This is a genomic window from Bacillus sp. JJ1533 (assembly GCF_036965045.1).
Lineage (GTDB): Bacteria > Bacillota > Bacilli > Bacillales > Bacillaceae_L > Ferdinandcohnia.
Map to the genome: position 1 here is coordinate 47,548 of NZ_JBALOV010000031.1, position 20,519 is coordinate 68,066.

Here is a 20,519-nt window from a genome sequence, read left to right on the forward strand (position 1 = left end):
TAATTAAAGGCAGGGGCGGTCGGCTCCTGCCTTTGGTGCGTCTAGGCCTGGTCATGATTTATGTAAAATGTGGGTAAAATTGAAGATAGAATGTTTTTTAAAAGGAGAAATGGCAGTATGGGGTATTATGATCAGGGGTATGAAAATCAAAGATCTAAACGGAGGAGAGGCCGTGGCGGATTATTTTTTACAGCACTATTGGGGGCTATCATTGGGGCATTGCTCGTTATTGTACTTATACCGACATTAACGAAGTATCATCTACTCCCATACGAGGAAGATGTATCACCTGAAGAGGCAAATGGACTTGATGATGTAGATAAAAAGGCACCGACAACCGGAGAAAGTGTCCAGCAGACAATTAACGTAAATGTGACATCCGAAATCACTAAAGCTGTGGATCGAGTAAGTGATGCAGTCGTTGGAATTGTGAACCTTCAACAAACGAACTTTTGGTCGGAGGAATCAACAACAGCAGGTACAGGTTCAGGAGTCGTATATAAAAAAGGAAATGGCAAGGCCTTTATAGTCACAAATCACCATGTTATCGAAGGAGCATCAGATCTAGAAGTAAGTTTAAGTGACGGGTCAAGGGTGAAGGGCAGGTTACTTGGGAGTGACATTTGGACTGATTTGGCAGTGGTTGAAATTGATGCAAGCCATGTCGAAAATGTTGCTCAATTTGGGAACTCCGATAATATTAATCTTGGCGAGCCGGTCATTGCGATTGGAAATCCATTGGGGCTTGAATTTTCCGGATCTGTAACGCTAGGAATTATTTCGGGCTTAAATCGGACGATTCCGGTTGATATTAATCAGGATGGTGTACCTGATTGGAATGCCGATGTTATGCAAACAGATGCTGCGATTAATCCAGGGAATAGTGGTGGCGCGCTTGTGAATATTAAGGGAGAAGTAATCGGGATCAATTCAATGAAAATTGCACAGGAAGCGGTTGAGGGGATTGGGCTATCGATTCCGATTACGAGTGCAAAGCCGATTATTGAAGATCTTGAACTGTATGGCGAGGTAAAGCGGCCATTTATGGGAGTGGGTCAGCTTAGGTCACTAAGTGAAATTTCCTCCTATCATCGTGTGCAAACCTTACATTTACCAAATGATATCACAGAGGGAGTAGCCGTTTTAGAAGTGTTCCGAAATACCCCAGCCTCACAAGCAGGATTACGGGAGCTTGATGTAATTACCGAGCTTGATGGTGAAAAAATTACATCTGTGGTAGAGCTACGAGAGTATTTATATAAAAAATCAGTAGGTGACACAATGGAGGTAACATTCTACCGAGCGGGAGAAAAACAAAAGGTGACCATGAAATTGGCAAAAGAATCAATGTAAGAATTGAAACAGGAGAGTATGGATTCTCCTGTTTTTTGTGGACAAAATAATATGCTAAAATGGGTAAGATAATAACATGTGGATAATGAAGATAAAGAAAAAAAGTTATACCCATAATTCCCAGGGGGTTGTGGGTAAGATAGTTGGAGGACGTAATCATGATTAAATGTTGTGAAGAACATATCGAATTAGCGTTAGATATCGTGGTAGACGAGCATGAGGTAGCGCCTATTATGACGAAAATTGAAGATGAAAACTTATCAACAACCTGTGAATTTTGTCAAAATAAGGCGGTATATGTTGTGGGGAACTAATATTCCCATACAAGATGTGGATAGAAAATGTGGATATGTGGATAACTCTTGTGGATAGTTTGTTTGTATAATGTGAGCGAAGTGGGGATAACTGTGAACATCACAATTGTGACAATTGGTAAATTGAAAGAAAAATATTTAATCCAAGGGATTAACGAATACTTAAAACGATTAACAGCCTATGCAAAAATGGAAATCGTGGAGCTCGCTGATGAAAAGGCACCAGAAAATCTAAGCGAGACGGAAATGGAGCAGGTAAAACAAAAAGAGGGGGAACGAATTCTTGCAAAGCTTTCAGATGACACCCATGTAATTGCGTTAGCCATTGAAGGAAAGATGAAATCTTCCGAGCAACTAGCAGCGGAGATTGATAACCTAGCAACCTATGGAAAGAGTAAAATTGCTTTCGTCATCGGGGGATCACTAGGGTTAAGCAAAGATGTTATGAAGCGTGCCAATGATACATTATCTTTTTCAAAGATGACCTTCCCGCACCAATTGATGAGGCTGATTTTGGTGGAGCAAGTGTACAGGGCGTTTCGGATTAATAGAGGGGAACCGTATCACAAATAGTGGTAAAGCAGAAAGTTAAAGTTCTGCTTAAGAATGGACGGATAATATAAGTCTAATATGATCCATAAAATTGATCAGAGCAGGAAATATAAATTCCTGCTATTCGACCTTAACATTGATTTTATCAAAAGCATTATACCCATATCCTTTTCTATTCCAAAAAGGTGTATTTGGCTGGGTCCGACCATATGAATCTGTTGCTTTTGACATAATCACATATTCACCTTTCTGTGATATAGTCCATTCATAAGACCAAGATTGCCAGCCATAACGATCCTTTTTAATGGGCTCTAAATTAGCATTTAGCCAAGTAACTCCACCGTCTACACTGATTTCTAACTTTGTAATAAAGCCTTTGCCTGTCCAAGCAATCCCTTTAATCAAATGCTTACCAGTATTTAAAACTTCCATATCCAATGGCCTTTGAATCGTTGAGTTTACGTTTATTGTAGTAACAGGGAAGGCATCTTTATTATTTTCTTTATTTGGATAATATACATAATCGATTGTTTGAAAGGGTCCTGTAAAATTAGAATCAATAACACTAATCTGCTTTATCCATTTAACAGACGCCATTGCATACCACTGTGGAACAATTAATCTCAATGGATAACCATGTTTAAAAGGAATTGGCCGGTTATTGTATTCATATGCAATAATGGTATCAGGATGGAGCGCCTTCTCTATAGGCAAACTTCGAGCGTAGGTAAAAACCTTATTTAGGTCAGTTCTTTCTCCAAAATCATATCCTTCTACAACAATTTCTTTTGCTTCTTTCTTTATTCCGGAAAATTCCAGTAAAATTCGTAACGGTACACCCTTCCAATAGCCTTGGCTTATAGCACCTTTTTCCCATTGTTCACCAAATACTCTTGGTTCGAAAAGGTTGCGCTTATCTCCTGAACATTCAAGAACAACCTGTATTGTTTTTGAAGGTAATTGTAGAATGTCCTGCATAGAAAGGAGTAGGGGTTTTGATACTATCCCATTAATCGGTAGCCAAAAGTTTGAGTAAGAAAGAGTTGGATAATAAAAGTGGTTTCGCCTATAGAATAATTTATTATCTATAATGTTAGCATTGATAAATTGAATGGGTGTTTCCTGATTTTCAGGTAACAAACAACGTGTTAATAAATACGGCCTCACTTTATCGTGGTTTGAATGTTCCATAATTCCTCCTAATTAGAAATTTTGATAAAGTATGTATATGAACAATGTATTCTAATTAGGTAGTTTTTGACCAAATTAAATTATTTCATCACACCTCTTTTATCTTTATCACAGTAGAAAATACATGGGAAAAGTTGAGTGAAAGATTGATTCTTTAACCGAAGTATTTTTATTATCCACCATAATCACAACGGAGAACCGTATTAGAAATAGTGGCTCGAAAAGTTAAAATAATTTAATAACGCTTAGACAGGGAAACCTGTCTTCTTTCCGTTACGAGAAAGTAAATGAAAATGATAAAAAATAATAGGGGCTATGAGATCGCCCCATTAAAGTGAGTACAAAGATTAATTTCTAGCCAGCCCTCTTTCAAATGCTGCTAAATGATTTAAAGAGGCATTACGTAGTTGTGAAAAGACAATTCTAACAGATAGATTAGGCATTATAACTAGAAATCTCCTTTTTGCTTAATGTATGGTTATCTTTTAGTGTTAGGAAAAAGGAAATTTTAGGACATTAGGAAAACTATATGTAGACTGTCTTACCATTAAATGGATTGGATTATTCAAAATAACCAAGCCTTTTATTTTTAATGATTATTCATAATTAAGTTTGGGAGAAATGTATCTAAATAAAAGGGAGTATAGATATTTTAGAAAAGCAAATATATTTAAGTTTATACTTAATTTAAGGGGGCTATTATGAAAAAAATTTATTATTCCTATGTCAATGGAGCGATTTTTTGCTGTATTTCCAACTAGTTTCCAAAAAATAATTAAGAAATAAAAAGTACTATGGTACTATATGTATTGTACTAATACGAAAGTAGTGTAGATAGTAAAAATGTCATTAGGCGCATAATAGTTGGAAACTAAGGGGTTTAAGAAATGAAGTATAGATGGAGAATATTATCAATTTCAATTTTGTTTATTACCACAACAATTTTTAAAATAAATGTTTATTTATCACTAGGATATTTACCAGCAAGTGAATGGATTTTGACATTCATATCTATATTCCCTGTGTGGTGGTTTGGTTTCCAAGTTGATAAGGCAAAATATTATGCTAAGGAATTGGAGAGAAAGGATAAAGAAATCGTCGAACTTTTTGAGGGTGTTGATGCGGTCATTTATTCGATTAATCGTCGAACTAATCACACGATGGTATCATCGAAAATTAGTGAGTTATATGGGTATGAAGCTCATGAATTTATAAAAAACTCAAATTTATGGAAAGAAGTAATTTTTAAAGAGGACATGGACATTGTAAAAGAAATAGAGCGAAAAGTCTACAAGGGAGAAAGTGGAATAGGTGAATATCGAATCCAGCTCCCAAATGGTGAATTAAAGTGGGTTCAAAAACGTGTTAAGCCCATTTTGGACTCGAATGGAATACTTGTTAAATTGAATGGAATTGATATTGATATCGATAAGCGTAAGAAAGTTGAGGAATTACTTAAATTTAGCCAAGAACAAAATCAAAAACTATTAGAAAGACGTTTGGAAGAAACAGAACAACGGTTTAAGTCCTTATTTGTCCATAATTCAGACGCTATTTTTACATTCAATTTAGATGGAAAATTAATAGAGGCAAATGAAGCAGGTGAAGAACTACTAGGTTACAAGATTGAAGATCTCAAAAAAGTAGAGTGGGAATCTGTCTTTGTTTCAAAATATATAGATTTACACAGAGAGTATTTTCAGTATGTTAATGAAGGAAAACAACAGGAATGTACAGTAACGATGATTCATAAAGATGGCAGTGAAAGAGTCGTTAGTTTAAAAATGATTCCAATTATTATCGATAATCAACTTTTTGGTATTTATGAAATTGCGAAAGATATGACCGAAGCAATTTTTACGGAAGAAATGATTAGAAGGTCTGATAAATTATCAGTTGTTGGTCAACTAGCTGCAGGAGTAGCTCATGAAATTAGAAATCCGTTAACAACACTTAAAGGGTTTGTTCAATTATTTAAGTCAAGCATTGATAAACAGTATGTAGATGTTATGTTAACCGAGTTAGATCGGATTAACCTCATAGTCAGTGAATTTCTTATTCTTTCAAAGCCACAAGCAACAAAGTATGAGCATATAAATATTAAACAGATATTGAATAGTATTATTTCATTACTAATGCCACACGCAATATTAAAAAATATACAATTCCATCTCGAAATTGATAATGAAATACCGTTCATAAGGTGTGAACAAAATCAATTGAAGCAAGTATTTATAAATATTGTAAAAAATGCGATTGAAGCAATGCCTCAAGGTGGAAACATTCATGTGAAGATAAATGTAACTAGTAATGAGATGGTTAATATCCAAATTATAGATGAAGGAGTAGGAATAGACGAGGAACAAATCCCAAAATTAGGAGAACCTTTTTTCTCAACAAAAGAAAATGGCACAGGATTAGGTTTAATGGTTAGCTTTCGAATTATTGAAAATCATGGTGGTACGATGAAAGTATCTAGTCAGTTAAACAAAGGTACAACCATTGATATTAACTTACCTATTAATCCTTCTGTTGAACGTGTATAAGGAAAATATTCTTGAACCGCACTATAAAAACCGCATCTTTCATTGGTAGGGGGAACCATATCATATATAGATGCGGTTATTTTAAAAACTTATTTTTCAGGAAAAATTAGATATATATTATAGAAAATTGCTAGCTAGCCCTAATTAATACATTTTACCTTTAACAATATCATTAAAACTGCTTTTTTGATCTAATTAATTGGACTTTTATTGAGAAGGATCCTCTTCACCTCGACTCTTAAACTAAATCCTTTTTATCTTTTGTTTTTCTAATAAAGCCCTAATTTTCGAACTTACCGATATTTGCAATTCCTTTTTTAGTATCTTGTATTGCTATAATTCAATTGAAAAAAATAATTGACAAAAAGCGCTTTCAGTTATATTATAACTTCAGTTGGTAAATTAAATTAACTAACCAAGAGTAAATTTAACTGAAAACGTTTCCTATTTTTGTGATGTAACATTATCAATTTCGACTAAGGGGGAGAAAATGTTGAAAAAGAAATGGCTAGGAATTGCAATGACTGCAACTCTTGCGCTTGGAACGCTAGCTGGTTGTAGTGGAGGAGCAAAAGAAGAGACAAAGGAAAATGGCGGTGGAGCAAGCGGCAATAAAATTACGTATTGGGCTCCTTTTTCTGGTGCAGATGGACCAAGAATGAAGACAATCGTTGAAAATTACAATAATTCACAGGACAAATATGAAGTGGACTTTCAAATTGTTCCACAATCAGACTATTATAAAACAGTAGATTTAGCATTATCAGGTCAAAAGAGTGCACCGGATGTTTTAATAGTGCACACTGACCAGATGGAAAACTATGCTAGTAAGAATTTATTAAAAGACTTGGACGAAACAATTGAAAAAACAGGCTTAAAAGCCGAAGACTATTCCGAAACTGCATGGAACGCTGGGAATATAGATGGTAAACAGTATTCCATTCCATTGGATATTCACCCATTAGTAATGTACTATAACAAAGATTTATTTGAAGCAGCTGGTCTAGATCCTGAGAGTCCACCAACAAATCGAGAGGAATTCGTTGCTGCTGCTAAAAAGCTTACAGATTCTTCTAAAAATCAGTACGGATTTGTTGTACCGACACTTTGGCCAAACCAATTCATTTTCCCAACTATTCTGTTCCAAAATGGCGGCGAGTTAATGAAGGATGGTAAGCCTAATTACAACAGCCCGGAAGCTGTTGAAGCCTTAACCTTCTACCGTGATTTGATTAAGAAGGAAAAAGTTTCACCAGAAAATGTTCAACAAGATGGTGAAGTGACTTTATTCTTACAAGGGAAAAATGCTATGCATCTAAATGGTCCATGGATGATGGAGCAGTGGGATAAAGCAGGAATCAACTATGGCGTTGCACCAGTTCCACAGCTTGGTACAAAGCAACAAGCTGTTTATGCAAACGGGCATAATTTTGTAATTCCGACGTCTGTAGAAGATGAATCAAAATTAGAAGGTATTACTGATTTCTTGAAGTTCGTTGCTGAAAACACAATGGAGTGGGCTAAGTCAGGACAAGCACCAGCTTCAAAAGCAATCTATGAGCAAAGTGAAGAATTTAAACAAATGAAGCAACAGCCGATTGTTGCATCTCAATTCGAATATTCTAAATTCGCACCTGTAATTGCAAACTGGGGTCAATTATCTGAACCTTTATGGGCTGAAGTGAACCTGGCCCTACTTGGTCAGAAGGAACCGAAGCAAGCACTAGAAGATGCAAATAAAAAGGCTGAGCAGTTGTTAAATAAGTAATGTGTAATGGAGGCGGGCAGGGGATATAGTATTCACCTGTACGTCTCTCTTTTATTAAAAAATGATGGGCTGGAGTGAGAGAGGAGGAAGAAATATGGGTAAATCAAGCTGGAAATCACAATTGACATCAAGTCTGTTTGTTCTTCCTTATTTGTTATTATTTGTGGTTTTTCTTTTGTTCCCAATCGGTTATGGTGCATGGATGAGTCTTCATAACTGGGATTTGTTAAATCCAGTACATGAATTTGTCGGGTTTAAAAATTACTTAAACATCTTTGATGGTGACTCTTATTTAAATGGTTTATTTTTTGAAGGATTGAAAAATACATTCCAATTTGTCGTCTATAGCGTCCCATTATTGATTGCCGTAGGTTTAGGACTTGCATTGTTAGTTAACGCACTCCCGGTAAGGATTAAAGGGTTATTCCGTACGATTTATTTTGTGCCTTATGCTGTTTCTGTTTCAGTTGTGGCGATTATTTGGTTATGGATTCTTGATACGAACAGTGGGTTAATAAATCAATATTTACTAAAATGGGGTATGCCGGTAATTCCATGGCTAACAGATATCCCGTGGGCGTGGGTATCACTGGTTATAGCAACACTTTGGTGGACGATTGGTTTTAATATGGTTATTTTTATTAATGCTTTAAATGATGTATCGGAGGAACTATATGAAGCGAGTTCACTCGATGGGGCAAACCGGTGGCATCGCTTTATTCATATCACATTACCAAGTATTAAACCAACGATGCTCTTTGTCACAATCACATCAACCATTGCTTCGTTTAATATCTATGGACAGCCGTATTTAATGACTCGTGGAGGCCCTGGAACAGAAACGAAGGTATTACTAATGAATATTGTCGATGAGGCTTTCGAACAAAGACAATTAGGAAATGCCGCAGCTATGTCTATATTAATGGCATTAATTATGATCATTATCTCTGTCATACAATTCCGAGTAACCAATAGAAAGGAGTAGATCAGCATGCAAAGCAAAATGTTTAAAACATTCATGGTTGTCGTTGCAATAATTTTAGGTATTATTTTTATCATCCCGATTTTATGGATGCTGGCTACTTCCTTTAAAACGGATCAGGAAGCATTCACCGCAGGTATTAAGTGGCTTCCGGAAGTATTTACACTTGAAAATTATCAGTACTCATTAGCAGGAGATACTGATACACCGGTATTAAAATGGATGGGCAATTCGTTATTTGTTGGAATTACAGGAACGATTATTGTTTTAATCGTCGATACATTAGCAGCTTATGGGCTAGCCCGTCTTGATGTCCCATTTAAGAAGCTACTGATCAGTATCTTTATTGGGTCATTGACAATCCCATGGGTTATAACCTTCTTACCATTATATATGGAATTTAATGCACTAGGTCTTTTGGACACGTATGCCGTATTAATTCTTCCATATTCAGCAAATGCTTTTGGCGTCTTCTTGCTATATCAATATTTTCGGGGGTTTCCTAAGGAGTTGGAAGAAGCAGCCCTTCTTGATGGAGCCAATAAATGGAAGGTGTTCGTTAAGGTGGTCCTACCGTCAGCGCGTCCTGTTATCTGGACATTAGCCATTTTTACATTTATGAGTATCTACAATGACTTCTTATGGCCACTCGTCACAACGAACTCGCCGGAAATGAGAACCATTACTACTGGTATTGCAATCATGCAGCAAGGAAGTTTTGTATCTTCACCAGGAAGATTGATGGCACTAACATCTATTGCAACGATTCCAGCTGTTCTATTGTTTATTATTGGTCAGCGCTCCTTTATTAAAGGTGTCAATCAAACCGGAATTAAATAAGGATTTCCATAAAAAGGAAATAAAACCATCCAGGAAGGAGAACAAAATTATGACAATTCCTCGCAATGAATATCCGAGACCGCAACTAGTAAGAAAGGATTGGTTGAATTTAAATGGTGAATGGGATTTCGCCTTTGATGATGAAAATATTGGTGTAAAGGAAAAATGGTTTCAACATGAACAAGCGTTTATACAGAAAATCACAGTTCCATTTGCCTATCAAACCAAGTTAAGTGGGATCAATGATCCAACATTTCATGACCATGTTTGGTACCGTCGTGAATTTAGAGTATCTGAAGAATGGAAAAATCAAAGAGTCATATTACACTTTGGAGCAGTAGATTACCGGGCATGGATCTATGTGAATGGCCAGTATGTTGGTTTCCACGAAGGTGGTAATACTTCTTTCTCATTTGATATCACTGAATATTTAACTTGGAATGATGAATATCTAGTTGTAAGAGTAGAAGACCCTTCGACAGATGAAACTATACCGAGAGGAAAGCAATTCTGGATTGAGAAATCAGATTCTATCTGGTATACCCGTACAACGGGGATCTGGCAGACTGTCTGGTTGGAGCCAGTTAATTCAACTAGAATATCGAAGCTTAGAATGACCCCGGATATCGACCGTGGGGATGTGATTGTCGAGCTCGAGGTTGCCGGTGATTATTTAAATAAAAAAGTGGACATTGAAGTAAATTTTAAGGGTGAAGTAGTAGCTCGTGATACATTTGAATTCTTCGAAAGTTATTATAAACGAGCAATCAATTTGTACAATCGAAAGGTATTTAGAACTTCCTTCCATCATGATGGATGGAACTGGACACCTGAAAATCCAAATCTGTTTGATATCAAGCTTTCTCTTAAGAATGATCGTGAAGAAATTTATGATGAGATTGATTCCTATTTCGGCATGAGAAAGATTCATATCGAGAATGGAATGGTTTATTTAAATAACAAGCCATACTATCAAAAGTTAGTCCTTGACCAAGGGTATTGGCCGGGGGGATTGCTGACCGCTCCTACGGATGAGGACCTGAAAAAAGATATTGAACTAGCTTTAGAAATGGGCTTTAATGGGTGTAGAAAGCATCAAAAAGTGGAGGATCCACGTTTCCTATATTGGGCAGACCAATTAGGGTTTCTTGTTTGGGGAGAATGTGCTGCAGCGCCGTCTTATAGTGAGGATGCCGCAGCTCGATTAACGAAGGAATGGATAGAAATTGTCGAACGTGATTACAATCATCCATCCATTATCGCTTGGGTTCCTGTTAATGAGAGCTGGGGAGTACCATTCATTAAAGCAAATAAACAGCAGCAACATCATTCTTTATCCTTATACCATCTAATCCATTCTCTTGATACAACCCGCCTGGTAATCTCTAATGATGGTTGGGAGCAGACAATAACGGATATTTGCGCGATTCATAATTATAATCATGGTTCAAAAGACGAGACTGCAAAATATGAGGCATTCAAGGAATCTTTAACTACCAAAGAAAACCTTCTTGATTCCAAACCGGCAAATCGGAGAATCTATGCAGATGGATTTGATCATCAGGGTGAACCCATCCTTTTGACTGAATTTGGTGGAATTGGATTCAAAGTCGGAGAGGATAATGGCTGGGGCTATACATCCGTAAAAGATGAGCAGGAGTTTATTGCTGATTATCGCAGGGTTATGGAAGCAGTTTATGCTTCTAAGGCACTGCATGGTTACTGCTATACACAGTTAACTGATGTAGAACAAGAGATTAATGGTTTACTAACCTATAATCGAGAACCAAAATGTGAGTTGTCAAAGATTAAAAAAATCAACGATATGTGGCACTCCAATATTGTAAAATTATAAAATTAACGCATTCTAGTGAAGAATGGAAAACAATAAGCCTTTCTGAAAAGTCGTTTTAAATCAAAATTGCCATTTTTGTGAGGAGCGCTCTTTTTAGAAAGGATTATTTTTAAGTGCGTTCCTATACACTGTTATAGGTGAAAAAGGTGAGAAAAAATGCGTTTCGATAATCAACCCGGAAGTTTTGAAAGAATGAAGCAGTTTAATCAATCAACGGTTTTAAATGTAATTCGTTTAAAAGAACCGATCTCGAGAGCTGACATTGCGAAACTGACCAAGCTGACGAAACCAACTGTCAGCACAATCGTTAGTGAGTTATTGGAAGAGAACCTGATTACGGAGGAAGAGGCCGCCAACTCAACTGTGGCTGGCGGTAGAAAGCCATTCATGCTGCGTATAAATTACTCTGCCTACTATATCATCGGTGTTTATGCAGCCGCTGAAGTCATACGGGTCATCATGAGTACAATGGATGGAAAGATTGTATCAGATTTTAGTAAGAGAATCTCCCATCTTCCATCAAAGAATGAGTTTATGGACATCGTCTTTGATAACATTAATAATGTACTACATCATTCCCTTGTTAAGAGAGAAGCGATTCTTGGTATCGGGGTAGCTATGCATGGGTTAGTAGATTCGGATCGAGGGGTTGCTATTTTTTCTCCGCATTTACATCTTGAGAATATACCAATTAAAGAAATTTTAGAAAAGGAATACAATCTTCCTGTTATCATAGAAAATGATGTTCGTGCATTGGCTATTGCTGAAAGCTGGTTTGGTCAAGGGCAGGGTGTCACCGATTTTGTTTGTCTTAGTGTGGGTCTGGGGATTGGTTCCGGTATCTTTATCAAAAATGAAATATATAGAGGTCCCTTTAATACAGGAGGAGAAATCGGCCATACCATCATTGAAGTGAATGGTCCGAAATGCCAGTGCGGTAATTATGGCTGTTTGGAGGCGTATGCATCTGAAACTGCTATTTTTGAAAAAGTAAAAAGAGAATTAGACCACCATCAAGATAGCATCATTTATGATTGGATAAAAGTTGGCAAGAGTGAGCTCTCATTAGATATGGTGTTTAAAGCGGCTAAAGAAGGAGATCCATTTGCTATCGGGGTTTTAGAAGAATCAGGACGATCTCTTGGACTAGCGGCAGCAAATATGGTGAATATCCTAAAGCCTTCCAAACTGATTTTAGAAGGGTATATCTTTGAAGAAGGAGATTTTATTGTAACGCCACTCAAGGAAATGATTGAGAAATATAACTTTAAAAGCCCCCATGAGCACATTTCCGTGGTATGTTCAGAGTTGGGTAAAACGGGTATGGTGTTAGGTGCAGTGACATTAATTTTGCACAAGCTGTTTAAAACAGATAATTGACAGTTTGTAAAGAGGCTTTTGTTAGTGACGACGTAAACAAAAAAGGCTGAACCATATACCGGTTTTTATGTTATACGGTTCAGCCTTAAATTTAGATTTTCCCTTTATAACTGTAAAAATTCCCCCAACTTTCTTGTTTAGCAAGTTGAGGATAAGCGGACATAAAGTTAATGATGATAGGAGCATAGTCTAGGTTAGGGGATACGTTGAATAAAAACCTATCACCATATCGAATTGCTGTTAACGCAAGAGGTAATTCACGTCTAAATATTTCATTGCGTTTTTCTGATACATGGAGGTCATATTGGCCTTGGTCTATATATAAATAAACACAATAATATAAGGAATTTCCATTTAATGTCCACTCCGCTAATACCTCATCTCTCATCGAATTGATTTTATCGCAGGCATAATGAATGCCAATTGTTAAAAAAAGATCTCCAGTTACATCAGAGTGAGTTAGTGTATAAAACCTTGGAGTGACAGGTCCAATAGCGGTAACACCATCCATAAATTCTATAAATAGTTTTTCTGGATTGAAATTGCTCAAGCAATCAACTCCATACTTTTTATAAAATCATTATGCTAATTTTCATTTATTCATTCATTATATCTCGTTCTTGCAATTTTCTTACATGTTCCGAATGGAAAGGAGAACCTTCCACTTCATTCACCACACTGAACGGGTTACCATCTAAGTCAAAGAAATCAAAGAACCTCATCCCATCAAAATCATCGATGTCGGTCGTAACGATGCCGTTGTTTTTAAAATGCTGATGGGCAGTTTCGATATCTTCCACCACAAAATTATAATAGGCATTTTTTCGATTACCTTTAATGATAAATTCTGTGGGTTGTGGGGTATCCACTTTTACTAAGGCTAACTGTGTTGAGCCAATAGGAAAATAAAAGCCAGCTCCATCTTCCCAACTTTCAATTTTCTTTACACCAAGAAACTTCACATACCATTCCGTTGATTTTTCAATGTTTGTTACTGGAATAAATATACTGCCAATTTTAAACATAATATACCTCCCTTAAAATGAAATTCCTCTTTATAACGTATATAATAATGAGAAAGTTACATTCAATTAAAAAATTTATAAAAAGGTGTAAAGATGATTTTTGAGAATTTAGAGTTGGAAGTGAAAAAACTATATAAATATTGCTTAAAGTTATCAAGTTCACCTTGGCTTGCTGAAGACTTAGCGCAGGAAACGATGCTAAAAGTAATTAAATTAAAACATGTAGAACCAAAAAGAGAGTTTACATTCTCCTTTCTATGTGTTGTGGCTAAAAACCTTTTTATTGATGAGAAAAGAAAAAATAAAGAGCAGATTCATTTTAATGAGGACTTATATGGTGTAGACTGTGATTCCATCGAATATTATGGTTTAATTGAGATTTTACTTTCCGCCTTGCCCTTGAAACAGGCCATGCTCGTTACTTTGAAGGATGTTTTTGGGTACACTTCAAAAGAAATAGCAGTAATGTTGAGGGTGAGTGATGAATCAATTAAGACAGCACTACATCGTTCAAGAAGGAAACTTAAGTCAGATTTAGATGTAAATACAGGAAAATTGACTAATCATGAAATAGTTGTAGCGTTAACAAAAGCAATAGTAGATCAAAAACCGATACAGATCTTTTTTTACTATCGGTTATTAGAAACAAGAAATTTTCATGTTAGAAGAAAAAGTTCGGAGCAATCGGTATTTCATGTTATCGATCCAGATGGAAACATAGTAGAGTTTGTATCTCAATGATTAACGTTTAGATTAGTAGTTCTTGATAGGTAAGTTAAATTCTTTAGAAAAAATCCTCAGTGGAGTAGACAACCTCAATTTGACTTAAAATATATAAAAGAAAGGAGGCATTTCATATGCACTCAATTAACAAAATAGGAAATAGATTTTGGTATATAACGCCAATCTCGGAAACTGATCGGCCCATTTTAGGGATGGTGATAGGGAATAACAAGACATTAATGATTGATGCGGGTAACTCGGAAGAGCATGCACATTACTTTATGAAAGAAACTTTAAAAAATGAGGTCCCATACCCCAATATAGTTGTTTTGACGCATTGGCATTGGGATCATATTTTTGGGCTTTCAGCTTTACCTCATACCGTTTCGATAGCTGCTACAAAAACAAAAAAGGAAATGGAGAAACTCATTCCGCTTTCATGGTCAGATGAGGCGATTGATGAACGAGTGAGAGAAGGAACAGAAATAGAGTTTTGTGCAAAGGCAATTAAGAATGAATATACAGAACACCGGGATATTACGATTGTTCTGCCGGATTTAACCTTTGACAAGAGGATGGAGATTGACCTTGGCGGGGTGACCTGTATCGTTCAACACGTCGGTGGAGATCATGCTGCTGATTCAGTCATCGTGTATATCAAAGAAGAAAAGATTCTCTTTCTTGGTGATTGCATTTATCCTGATATTTTTTCAGAAAAGGATAACTATACCATCCAAACAACACTTGCACTATTAGATGAATTAGAAACGTTTGATGCAGATACATATATACCTTCCCACCAAAGGCCAATTTCAAAAGAAGAATTTAATCAGGAAGTTGCCAAACTTAGAGCCGTTGCAAAGTTCACAGAAATATGTGGTGGCGATGAACGGAAAATAATAGAGGAATACGAAAAGTACGTAAAAAGGGAACTGACAGAAGACGAAAAGGAAACAATCAATAACTTTGTGAATGGTTATAAAACAAGCAGTAGATAAAAATAGAAAGGAACCCCTTACTCGAGCAGTGGGTTCCTTACTTATTTTATAAAACTAAACTAACGATGATCCCAGAAAGGACACTTACAAGGGTGGCGCCGTATAACAGCTTCAACCCAAAACTTGCGACAATATTTCCTTGCTCTTCATTTAAACTTTTGACTGCTCCAGTGATAATGCCAATTGATGAGAAGTTGGCGAAGGAAACAAGGAACACAGATAAAATTCCAAGCGTACGGGAACTAAATTCATGATTTCCTCCAGATAAATCCAACATTGCAACAAACTCATTGGTCACCAGTTTAGTCGCCATAATTCCTCCAGCATTAACCGCCTCTGATAAAGGAATCCCCATAATGAGTGCAATTGGGGCAAAAAGATACCCTAATAGCTGTTGGAAAGAAATGCTGAAAATTAATTCAAACACATGATTGATTGCGGCCATTAAAGCAATGAACCCAATCAACATGGCGCCGACGATAATAGCAACCTTAAATCCATCAAGGATATACTCGCCGATCATTTCAAAAAAGGATTGTTTTCTAAGATTCTGTATTTCTAATATATCTTCATTTGGATTCACTTCATACGGATTGATAATAGAAGCAATGATAAAACCTCCAAATAAATTTAAAGCTAAAGCTGTCACAACATATTTCGGTTCAAGCATTGTCATATAAGCGCCAACGATGGATATTGATACAGTTGACATCGCAGAAGCGCATAGTGTATACAAACGCTGTTTTGAAAGGAGGCCAAGTTGTTTTTTTAACGTGATAAAAACCTCTGATTGTCCAACCATCAAAGAGGCAACCGCGTTATAGGATTCGAGTTTACCCATCCCATTCACTTTACTTAAGACCACTCCAATTCCCCTCATAACGAACGGAAGAATTCTTAGATGTTGGAGTATCCCAATTAATACAGATATAAAAATAATGGGTAGCAATACAGTTAAAAAGAATGGGGCTTCTCCTTCATTAGCCATGCCGCCGAACACAAAGGAAATCCCTTCGCTTGCATATTCGAGAAGTATGTTAAAGATCGTAGAAATTCCCGTGATAATGATGGTGCCGACTTCCGTATTTAATAGGAATACCGATAAAATAATTTGAATGATAAGCATCGTGATAACGGGGATTACTTTTACCTTTTTTCGATTGGAGCTTGCTATCCAAGCTAAAAATAATACAACAAGAATACCTAAAATTGAAATGACATATTGCATAAGTTACCTCCTGATGAATTTAAACATGATGTATAATCTTCTACTATTGCTACCGCTCGCATAGCAACCTCACTCATTTTGATTGCAATGGATATTTTGCCCATATTTTAGAAAAAGAACCCAGACATTACTTGTAAATACAAAAAAATGGAGTGAATATAGCACGGTTAACACAGTATCCAAAAACATAGAATAACATTAACAGGGGAATGTAAGCAATTGACGGAATATTTTTTAGAAAAATGGTATGATAGATGGAATATGCCTTAAGGAGAAGATAATTCTATGAATATTCCCATTTTGTATGAGGATAATCATCTGCTTTTGGTAGAAAAGCCAATTAATATTCCCGTACAAGCAGATAGTAGTGGAGATCTTGATTTGTTAACGATGTTAAAAGATAACATAAAAGTGCGCTATCAAAAGCCTGGTAATGTTTATTTGGGACTTGTACATCGCTTAGACCGTCCGGTTGGCGGTGCCATGGTGTTTGCTAAAACATCTAAAGCTGCTTCAAGATTATCGGATATGGTTCGGAGACATGTAATTGAGCGGAGGTATTTTGCAGTTGTTCATGGATCCCCAAAAAAGAAAAGGGGCCAATTAGTGCATTATCTTCATAAGAATAATCGGAAGAATAAGGTGTCCGTGGTTTCTCCTAATCATCCAAACGCTAAAAAAGCAACGCTAGATTACGAGGTTATCGAATCCAAAAACGGATTTAGTCTACTCTCTGTGAATCTTCACACCGGGAGACCTCATCAAATCCGTGTTCAGTTGTCAACAATGGGCAACCCCATTTTTGGAGATCAAAAATATGGAGAACATCTGAATAAACCCGGCCAACAACTCGCACTTTGGGCTCATTCCCTTTCTTTGGAGCATCCTGTCAGGAAGGAACCAGTCGAGGTTAGTTCGTTACCACCAAGTCATTATCCTTGGGATATATGGTCAATTGTTGTTGAGGGAAGAGAAGAGTCCAATTTTACTGGAAATCATAGAATGGTTTCAACACCATAATCAAACACCCTCTATAAAATCCGTGTTATCCATTTGTTCGAAATGGTTATTAAACTACTAAGATACCTGTTTACGAATTCAATCGTTTGCAGGTATCTTTTCTTCATCATCAAACATATTCCTCACTTAAAACAAAAACAATTCCACTACAAATACCGATAAACAGGCCAATAGGGCAACATTCACTAGGCTTGCTCCTCGGTAGGCAAAGAGAATGGCAACAATAAAGCCAACTAGTGCAGACCATGGCGATGCAGTTGCTTCTAAAATGGCCGGAAAAACCATCACAGCCAATGTTACATAAGGTACATAGTATAAAAACGATCGAATATAAACATTTTTGATATCTCTTCTAACAAGTGTTAGTGGCAGAACCCGAATGAGGTATGTGACAACCGCCATCACTAAGATATAAAAAATTGCGTTATTCATTCGAATCCTCCTTTACAGGAAAGACAAACGCTGCGATACCTGCAATTAAAATCGTTAAGATGATAATTTTCATGCCAGATGAAATAGACGCAATGAATGGCAACTTAGCGAATACTAGGCTTAGTAGCATTGAAATGACTATCAATCCGGTAAGAATTTTATTCCCTTTTGCGGGAGGGATAATGACAGCAAGTAGCATACCGAATAGGGCGATGCTTAGTGCACTCATCAATCTCGGCGGCAGAATATTGCCTGAAATAACTCCAAACAATGTACCTAGTGCCCATCCTGGTACCGCAGCACTCATTACTCCATAAGCATAATAAGGGCTCAGCCTTCCAGGAACCGCTACAGTCACCCCAAATACCTCATCTGTAATCCCATAGGCCATTATGGAACGATGGAAAAAGGAAGTGTTTGGGTCAATCTTTTGGGATAAAGCAAACGACATGAGAAAATATCTTGAGTTAATAATTAATTGAGTGACAGCAATTTCGACTATTGTTGCAGCACCTGCAATTAATGTAAGCCCAGCAAACTGTCCAGCCGATGTTAAATTAGTCACGGACATCAATACCGCTTCAAATGGATTTAGCCCAGCTTGATCGGCAAGAATGCCAAACGTAAACGAAACTGCGAAATAACCCATTGCAATGGGAATTCCATTCTTTAGCCCGCTTCGCCATTCATTTAATTTTGTTTTCATTTTCCTCTCCTCCAAAGATGATCAAACATTCTGATGTCAATGAAAGGCTTGGTACCTTTTTGCATTAAAATGATTCTAGCATATGTTTGCTAGAAATGCCTTTTAAAAATAACAACTCTACTATTTCTGAACAAAATGCACAAATGAATACCTTTTTTCTATGAAAGATATTCGCGTATGTTTGTTGAATATATATAATGAATGGATTCAAATGCGAGGGTGAAAAGGATTATAATGGAAATAGCATTTATGCGTGAAAAATAGAAAGGGGGAGAATAGGATGAAACAACTATATATAAAGCAAAAGGTATTCAGTCTAAGTGGCAAATTTACGGTAAAGGACCAGCGGGAGAAGGATGTATATTATGTAGAGGGTAGTTTTATGAAGATTCCCAAGACCTTCTCCATTATGAATACTAAACGAGATGAAGTTGCGCTCATAACCAAAAAGGTGTTCAGTTTTTTGCCGAAGTTTTTCGTTGAAGTGGATGGTCGAGAAGTGTTAACGATTAAGAAGGAGTTTTCCTTCTTAAAAGCACGCTATACGATTGACGCGGCGGGTATTGAAGTGCATGGAAATTGGTGGGATATGGATTTTCAGGTATTACAACATGGAAAAGTAGTTGGTCAAGTAAACAAAGAGTGGTTCACGTGGGGTGATAGCTACAAGGTTCAAATTTTGAACGAAGAGATGGAGGCCATCATCATTGCAATCGTTGTCGCAATTGATTGTGTGAAGGCTGATCAAGCGGCTGCCTCCTCAGCAGCATCAAACTAGCCATAATATCTTTATAATAATTTCCATTTGACGTTCTCACCTATTTATTATATAGTAAACGGAAGTAAAGAATGCCCAGGCAAATATGGGAGAGGTTCATAGCTGATACCCTCTATAAAAAACTATGGAAACATGACAAATGCCATGTCCATAAGCGGATATGGCTTTTTTTCTGTTTTTACATACGTATTTTATAGAATGATTGGCCAAACCTCTCTTGATAAGTGTCGGGATACATTTACAAGGAGGTTTTTTTATGTCTGGCCGAAGCCATGAAGAAGGTTTAAAGGATTTGACACTATTAGGTAATCAAAATACTCAATATTCATTTGAATATGCACCAGAGGTACTGGAGGCAGTCGATAATCTTCATTCAAATCGAGATTATTTTGTGAAATTTAATTGTCCAGAGTTCACTAGTTTATGCCCACTTACACATCAACCTGACTTTGCGACAATATATATATCATATATTCCTGATAAAAAGCTTGTGGAGAGTAAATCTTTAAAATTATATTTATTTAGTTTTAGAAATCATGGTGATTTCCATGAGGATTGTGTCAATATCATTATGAACGATCTCATTAAATTACTTGATCCAAGATATATCGAGGTTTGGGGGAAATTTACTCCGCGTGGAGGCATCTCAATTGATCCTTGGTGTAACTATGGGAAGCCAGGAACGAAATATGAGGAAATAGCTAATTACCGTTTAATGAACCATGACTTAAATCCTGAAAAAATTGATAATCGATAAAAAGAATCAAGAAAGAGGTTTTTAGCATCTTTAATCAAATACGCCTTGGCGTATTTCCGCCCAGATTTTTT

General features: G+C 36.6%; 20 protein-coding genes, 1 pseudogene and 1 riboswitch. Of the genes and pseudogenes, 14 read left to right on the forward strand and 7 right to left on the reverse strand.

Annotation, left to right across the window (positions count from 1 at the left end; genetic code table 11):
• Positions 1–117: 117 nt before the first annotated feature.
• The 3 genes from V7138_RS16330 to rlmH all read left to right on the forward strand — a co-directional run bounded on the left by V7138_RS16330 (position 118) and on the right by rlmH (position 2,240).
• Positions 118–1,353, forward strand: coding sequence for a S1C family serine protease (locus tag V7138_RS16330; RefSeq protein ID WP_335399226.1), 1,236 nt, complete (start codon positions 118–120; stop codon positions 1,351–1,353).
• 158 nt (positions 1,354–1,511) lie between these two features.
• The gene (locus V7138_RS16335; protein ID WP_010677398.1) at positions 1,512–1,667 is read left to right on the forward strand and encodes a CxxH/CxxC protein; all 156 of its coding nucleotides are present in this window, start codon (positions 1,512–1,514) and stop codon (positions 1,665–1,667) included.
• Positions 1,668–1,760: 93 nt separating this feature from the next.
• A complete protein-coding gene (gene rlmH, locus V7138_RS16340) occupies positions 1,761–2,240 on the forward strand; it encodes a 23S rRNA (pseudouridine(1915)-N(3))-methyltransferase RlmH (protein WP_335399228.1) in 480 nt (159 codons plus the stop codon).
• A 99-nt stretch (positions 2,241–2,339) separates the two neighbouring features.
• On the opposite strand, the gene V7138_RS16345 is transcribed toward rlmH, so the two are convergent.
• Together V7138_RS16345 and V7138_RS25315 are read right to left on the reverse strand one after the other, a co-directional pair.
• A complete protein-coding gene (locus tag V7138_RS16345) occupies positions 2,340–3,410 on the reverse strand; it encodes a sulfite oxidase (RefSeq protein WP_335399230.1) in 1,071 nt (356 codons plus the stop codon).
• Positions 3,411–3,757: 347 nt separating this feature from the next.
• Positions 3,758–3,838 (reverse strand): annotated as a pseudogene (locus V7138_RS25315) (ferritin-like domain-containing protein); the annotation flags it as partial.
• A 459-nt stretch (positions 3,839–4,297) separates the two neighbouring features.
• On the opposite strand from V7138_RS25315, the gene V7138_RS16350 reads away from it, so the two are divergent.
• The 6 genes from V7138_RS16350 to V7138_RS16375 all read left to right on the forward strand — a co-directional run bounded on the left by V7138_RS16350 (position 4,298) and on the right by V7138_RS16375 (position 12,781).
• Positions 4,298–5,956 carry a PAS domain-containing sensor histidine kinase gene (locus tag V7138_RS16350; RefSeq protein ID WP_335399232.1) on the forward strand — a complete coding sequence of 553 codons (1,659 nt, stop codon included), beginning with the start codon at positions 4,298–4,300 and terminating at the stop codon, positions 5,954–5,956.
• A gap of 490 nt (positions 5,957–6,446) precedes the next feature.
• A complete protein-coding gene (locus tag V7138_RS16355) occupies positions 6,447–7,724 on the forward strand; it encodes an ABC transporter substrate-binding protein (RefSeq protein WP_335399234.1) in 1,278 nt (425 codons plus the stop codon).
• Between the two features lie 94 nt (positions 7,725–7,818).
• The gene (locus V7138_RS16360) at positions 7,819–8,709 is read left to right on the forward strand and encodes a carbohydrate ABC transporter permease (protein ID WP_335399236.1); all 891 of its coding nucleotides are present in this window, start codon (positions 7,819–7,821) and stop codon (positions 8,707–8,709) included.
• A 6-nt stretch (positions 8,710–8,715) separates the two neighbouring features.
• The gene (locus tag V7138_RS16365) at positions 8,716–9,546 is read left to right on the forward strand and encodes a carbohydrate ABC transporter permease (protein ID WP_335399238.1); all 831 of its coding nucleotides are present in this window, start codon (positions 8,716–8,718) and stop codon (positions 9,544–9,546) included.
• A 49-nt stretch (positions 9,547–9,595) separates the two neighbouring features.
• On the forward strand, positions 9,596–11,401 hold the full coding sequence (locus tag V7138_RS16370) for a glycoside hydrolase family 2 protein (RefSeq protein WP_335399240.1): 1,806 nt from the start codon (positions 9,596–9,598) through the stop codon (positions 11,399–11,401).
• Between the two features lie 156 nt (positions 11,402–11,557).
• Positions 11,558–12,781: an ROK family transcriptional regulator gene (locus V7138_RS16375; RefSeq protein WP_335399242.1), complete on the forward strand. Its 1,224-nt coding sequence runs from the start codon at positions 11,558–11,560 to the stop codon at positions 12,779–12,781.
• Positions 12,782–12,872: 91 nt separating this feature from the next.
• On the opposite strand, the gene V7138_RS16380 is transcribed toward V7138_RS16375, so the two are convergent.
• Both V7138_RS16380 and V7138_RS16385 read right to left on the reverse strand, forming a co-directional pair.
• Positions 12,873–13,331, reverse strand: coding sequence for a staygreen family protein (locus V7138_RS16380; protein ID WP_335399244.1), 459 nt, complete (start codon positions 13,329–13,331; stop codon positions 12,873–12,875).
• Between the two features lie 46 nt (positions 13,332–13,377).
• Positions 13,378–13,806 (reverse strand): VOC family protein, encoded by a 429-nt coding sequence (locus V7138_RS16385; protein WP_335399245.1) that lies wholly within the window; start codon positions 13,804–13,806, stop codon positions 13,378–13,380.
• A gap of 93 nt (positions 13,807–13,899) precedes the next feature.
• Between V7138_RS16385 and V7138_RS16390 the strand changes: the two genes are divergently transcribed.
• Positions 13,900–14,547, forward strand: coding sequence for an RNA polymerase sigma factor (locus tag V7138_RS16390; protein ID WP_335399246.1), 648 nt, complete (start codon positions 13,900–13,902; stop codon positions 14,545–14,547).
• 116 nt (positions 14,548–14,663) lie between these two features.
• Positions 14,664–15,527 (forward strand): MBL fold metallo-hydrolase, encoded by an 864-nt coding sequence (locus V7138_RS16395; protein WP_335399248.1) that lies wholly within the window; start codon positions 14,664–14,666, stop codon positions 15,525–15,527.
• Between the two features lie 46 nt (positions 15,528–15,573).
• Here the strand turns inward: V7138_RS16395 and V7138_RS16400 are convergent, their stop codons facing one another.
• The gene (locus V7138_RS16400) at positions 15,574–16,755 is read right to left on the reverse strand and encodes a NupC/NupG family nucleoside CNT transporter (protein WP_335399250.1); all 1,182 of its coding nucleotides are present in this window, start codon (positions 16,753–16,755) and stop codon (positions 15,574–15,576) included.
• A gap of 285 nt (positions 16,756–17,040) precedes the next feature.
• On the opposite strand from V7138_RS16400, the gene V7138_RS16405 reads away from it, so the two are divergent.
• Positions 17,041–17,775 (forward strand): RluA family pseudouridine synthase, encoded by a 735-nt coding sequence (locus V7138_RS16405; RefSeq protein ID WP_335399252.1) that lies wholly within the window; start codon positions 17,041–17,043, stop codon positions 17,773–17,775.
• A gap of 126 nt (positions 17,776–17,901) precedes the next feature.
• On the opposite strand, the gene V7138_RS16410 is transcribed toward V7138_RS16405, so the two are convergent.
• A complete protein-coding gene (locus V7138_RS16410) occupies positions 17,902–18,207 on the reverse strand; it encodes an AzlD domain-containing protein (protein WP_335399254.1) in 306 nt (101 codons plus the stop codon).
• Positions 18,200–18,913, reverse strand: coding sequence for an AzlC family ABC transporter permease (locus tag V7138_RS16415; RefSeq protein WP_335399256.1), 714 nt, complete (start codon positions 18,911–18,913; stop codon positions 18,200–18,202). The genes V7138_RS16410 and V7138_RS16415 overlap by 8 nt, the downstream gene beginning before the upstream one ends.
• A 280-nt stretch (positions 18,914–19,193) precedes the next feature.
• On the opposite strand from V7138_RS16415, the gene V7138_RS16420 reads away from it, so the two are divergent.
• Both V7138_RS16420 and queF read left to right on the forward strand, forming a co-directional pair.
• Positions 19,194–19,691: an LURP-one-related/scramblase family protein gene (locus tag V7138_RS16420; RefSeq protein ID WP_335399258.1), complete on the forward strand. Its 498-nt coding sequence runs from the start codon at positions 19,194–19,196 to the stop codon at positions 19,689–19,691.
• Positions 19,692–19,776: 85 nt separating this feature from the next.
• Positions 19,777–19,823: riboswitch (PreQ1 riboswitch) on the forward strand.
• Positions 19,824–19,947: 124 nt separating this feature from the next.
• The gene (gene queF, locus V7138_RS16425; RefSeq protein ID WP_335399260.1) at positions 19,948–20,448 is read left to right on the forward strand and encodes a preQ(1) synthase; all 501 of its coding nucleotides are present in this window, start codon (positions 19,948–19,950) and stop codon (positions 20,446–20,448) included.
• Positions 20,449–20,519: the final 71 nt, after the last annotated feature.

Coding starts and splice junctions, on each gene's coding strand:
- V7138_RS16375 (WP_335399242.1), top strand. CDS start 11,558: ATGCGTTTCGATAATCAACCCGGAAGTTTTGAAAGAATGAAGCAGTTT.
- V7138_RS16400 (WP_335399250.1), bottom strand. CDS start 16,755: ATGCAATATGTCATTTCAATTTTAGGTATTCTTGTTGTATTATTTTTA.
- V7138_RS16365 (WP_335399238.1), top strand. CDS start 8,716: ATGCAAAGCAAAATGTTTAAAACATTCATGGTTGTCGTTGCAATAATT.
- V7138_RS16415 (WP_335399256.1), bottom strand. CDS start 18,913: ATGAAAACAAAATTAAATGAATGGCGAAGCGGGCTAAAGAATGGAATT.
- queF (WP_335399260.1), top strand. CDS start 19,948: ATGTCTGGCCGAAGCCATGAAGAAGGTTTAAAGGATTTGACACTATTA.
- V7138_RS16420 (WP_335399258.1), top strand. CDS start 19,194: ATGAAACAACTATATATAAAGCAAAAGGTATTCAGTCTAAGTGGCAAA.
- V7138_RS16345 (WP_335399230.1), bottom strand. CDS start 3,410: ATGGAACATTCAAACCACGATAAAGTGAGGCCGTATTTATTAACACGT.
- V7138_RS16350 (WP_335399232.1), top strand. CDS start 4,298: ATGAAGTATAGATGGAGAATATTATCAATTTCAATTTTGTTTATTACC.
- V7138_RS16395 (WP_335399248.1), top strand. CDS start 14,664: ATGCACTCAATTAACAAAATAGGAAATAGATTTTGGTATATAACGCCA.
- V7138_RS16410 (WP_335399254.1), bottom strand. CDS start 18,207: ATGAATAACGCAATTTTTTATATCTTAGTGATGGCGGTTGTCACATAC.
- V7138_RS16360 (WP_335399236.1), top strand. CDS start 7,819: ATGGGTAAATCAAGCTGGAAATCACAATTGACATCAAGTCTGTTTGTT.
- V7138_RS16370 (WP_335399240.1), top strand. CDS start 9,596: ATGACAATTCCTCGCAATGAATATCCGAGACCGCAACTAGTAAGAAAG.
- V7138_RS16335 (WP_010677398.1), top strand. CDS start 1,512: ATGATTAAATGTTGTGAAGAACATATCGAATTAGCGTTAGATATCGTG.
- V7138_RS16390 (WP_335399246.1), top strand. CDS start 13,900: ATGATTTTTGAGAATTTAGAGTTGGAAGTGAAAAAACTATATAAATAT.
- V7138_RS16385 (WP_335399245.1), bottom strand. CDS start 13,806: ATGTTTAAAATTGGCAGTATATTTATTCCAGTAACAAACATTGAAAAA.
- V7138_RS16330 (WP_335399226.1), top strand. CDS start 118: ATGGGGTATTATGATCAGGGGTATGAAAATCAAAGATCTAAACGGAGG.
- V7138_RS16355 (WP_335399234.1), top strand. CDS start 6,447: ATGTTGAAAAAGAAATGGCTAGGAATTGCAATGACTGCAACTCTTGCG.
- V7138_RS16405 (WP_335399252.1), top strand. CDS start 17,041: ATGAATATTCCCATTTTGTATGAGGATAATCATCTGCTTTTGGTAGAA.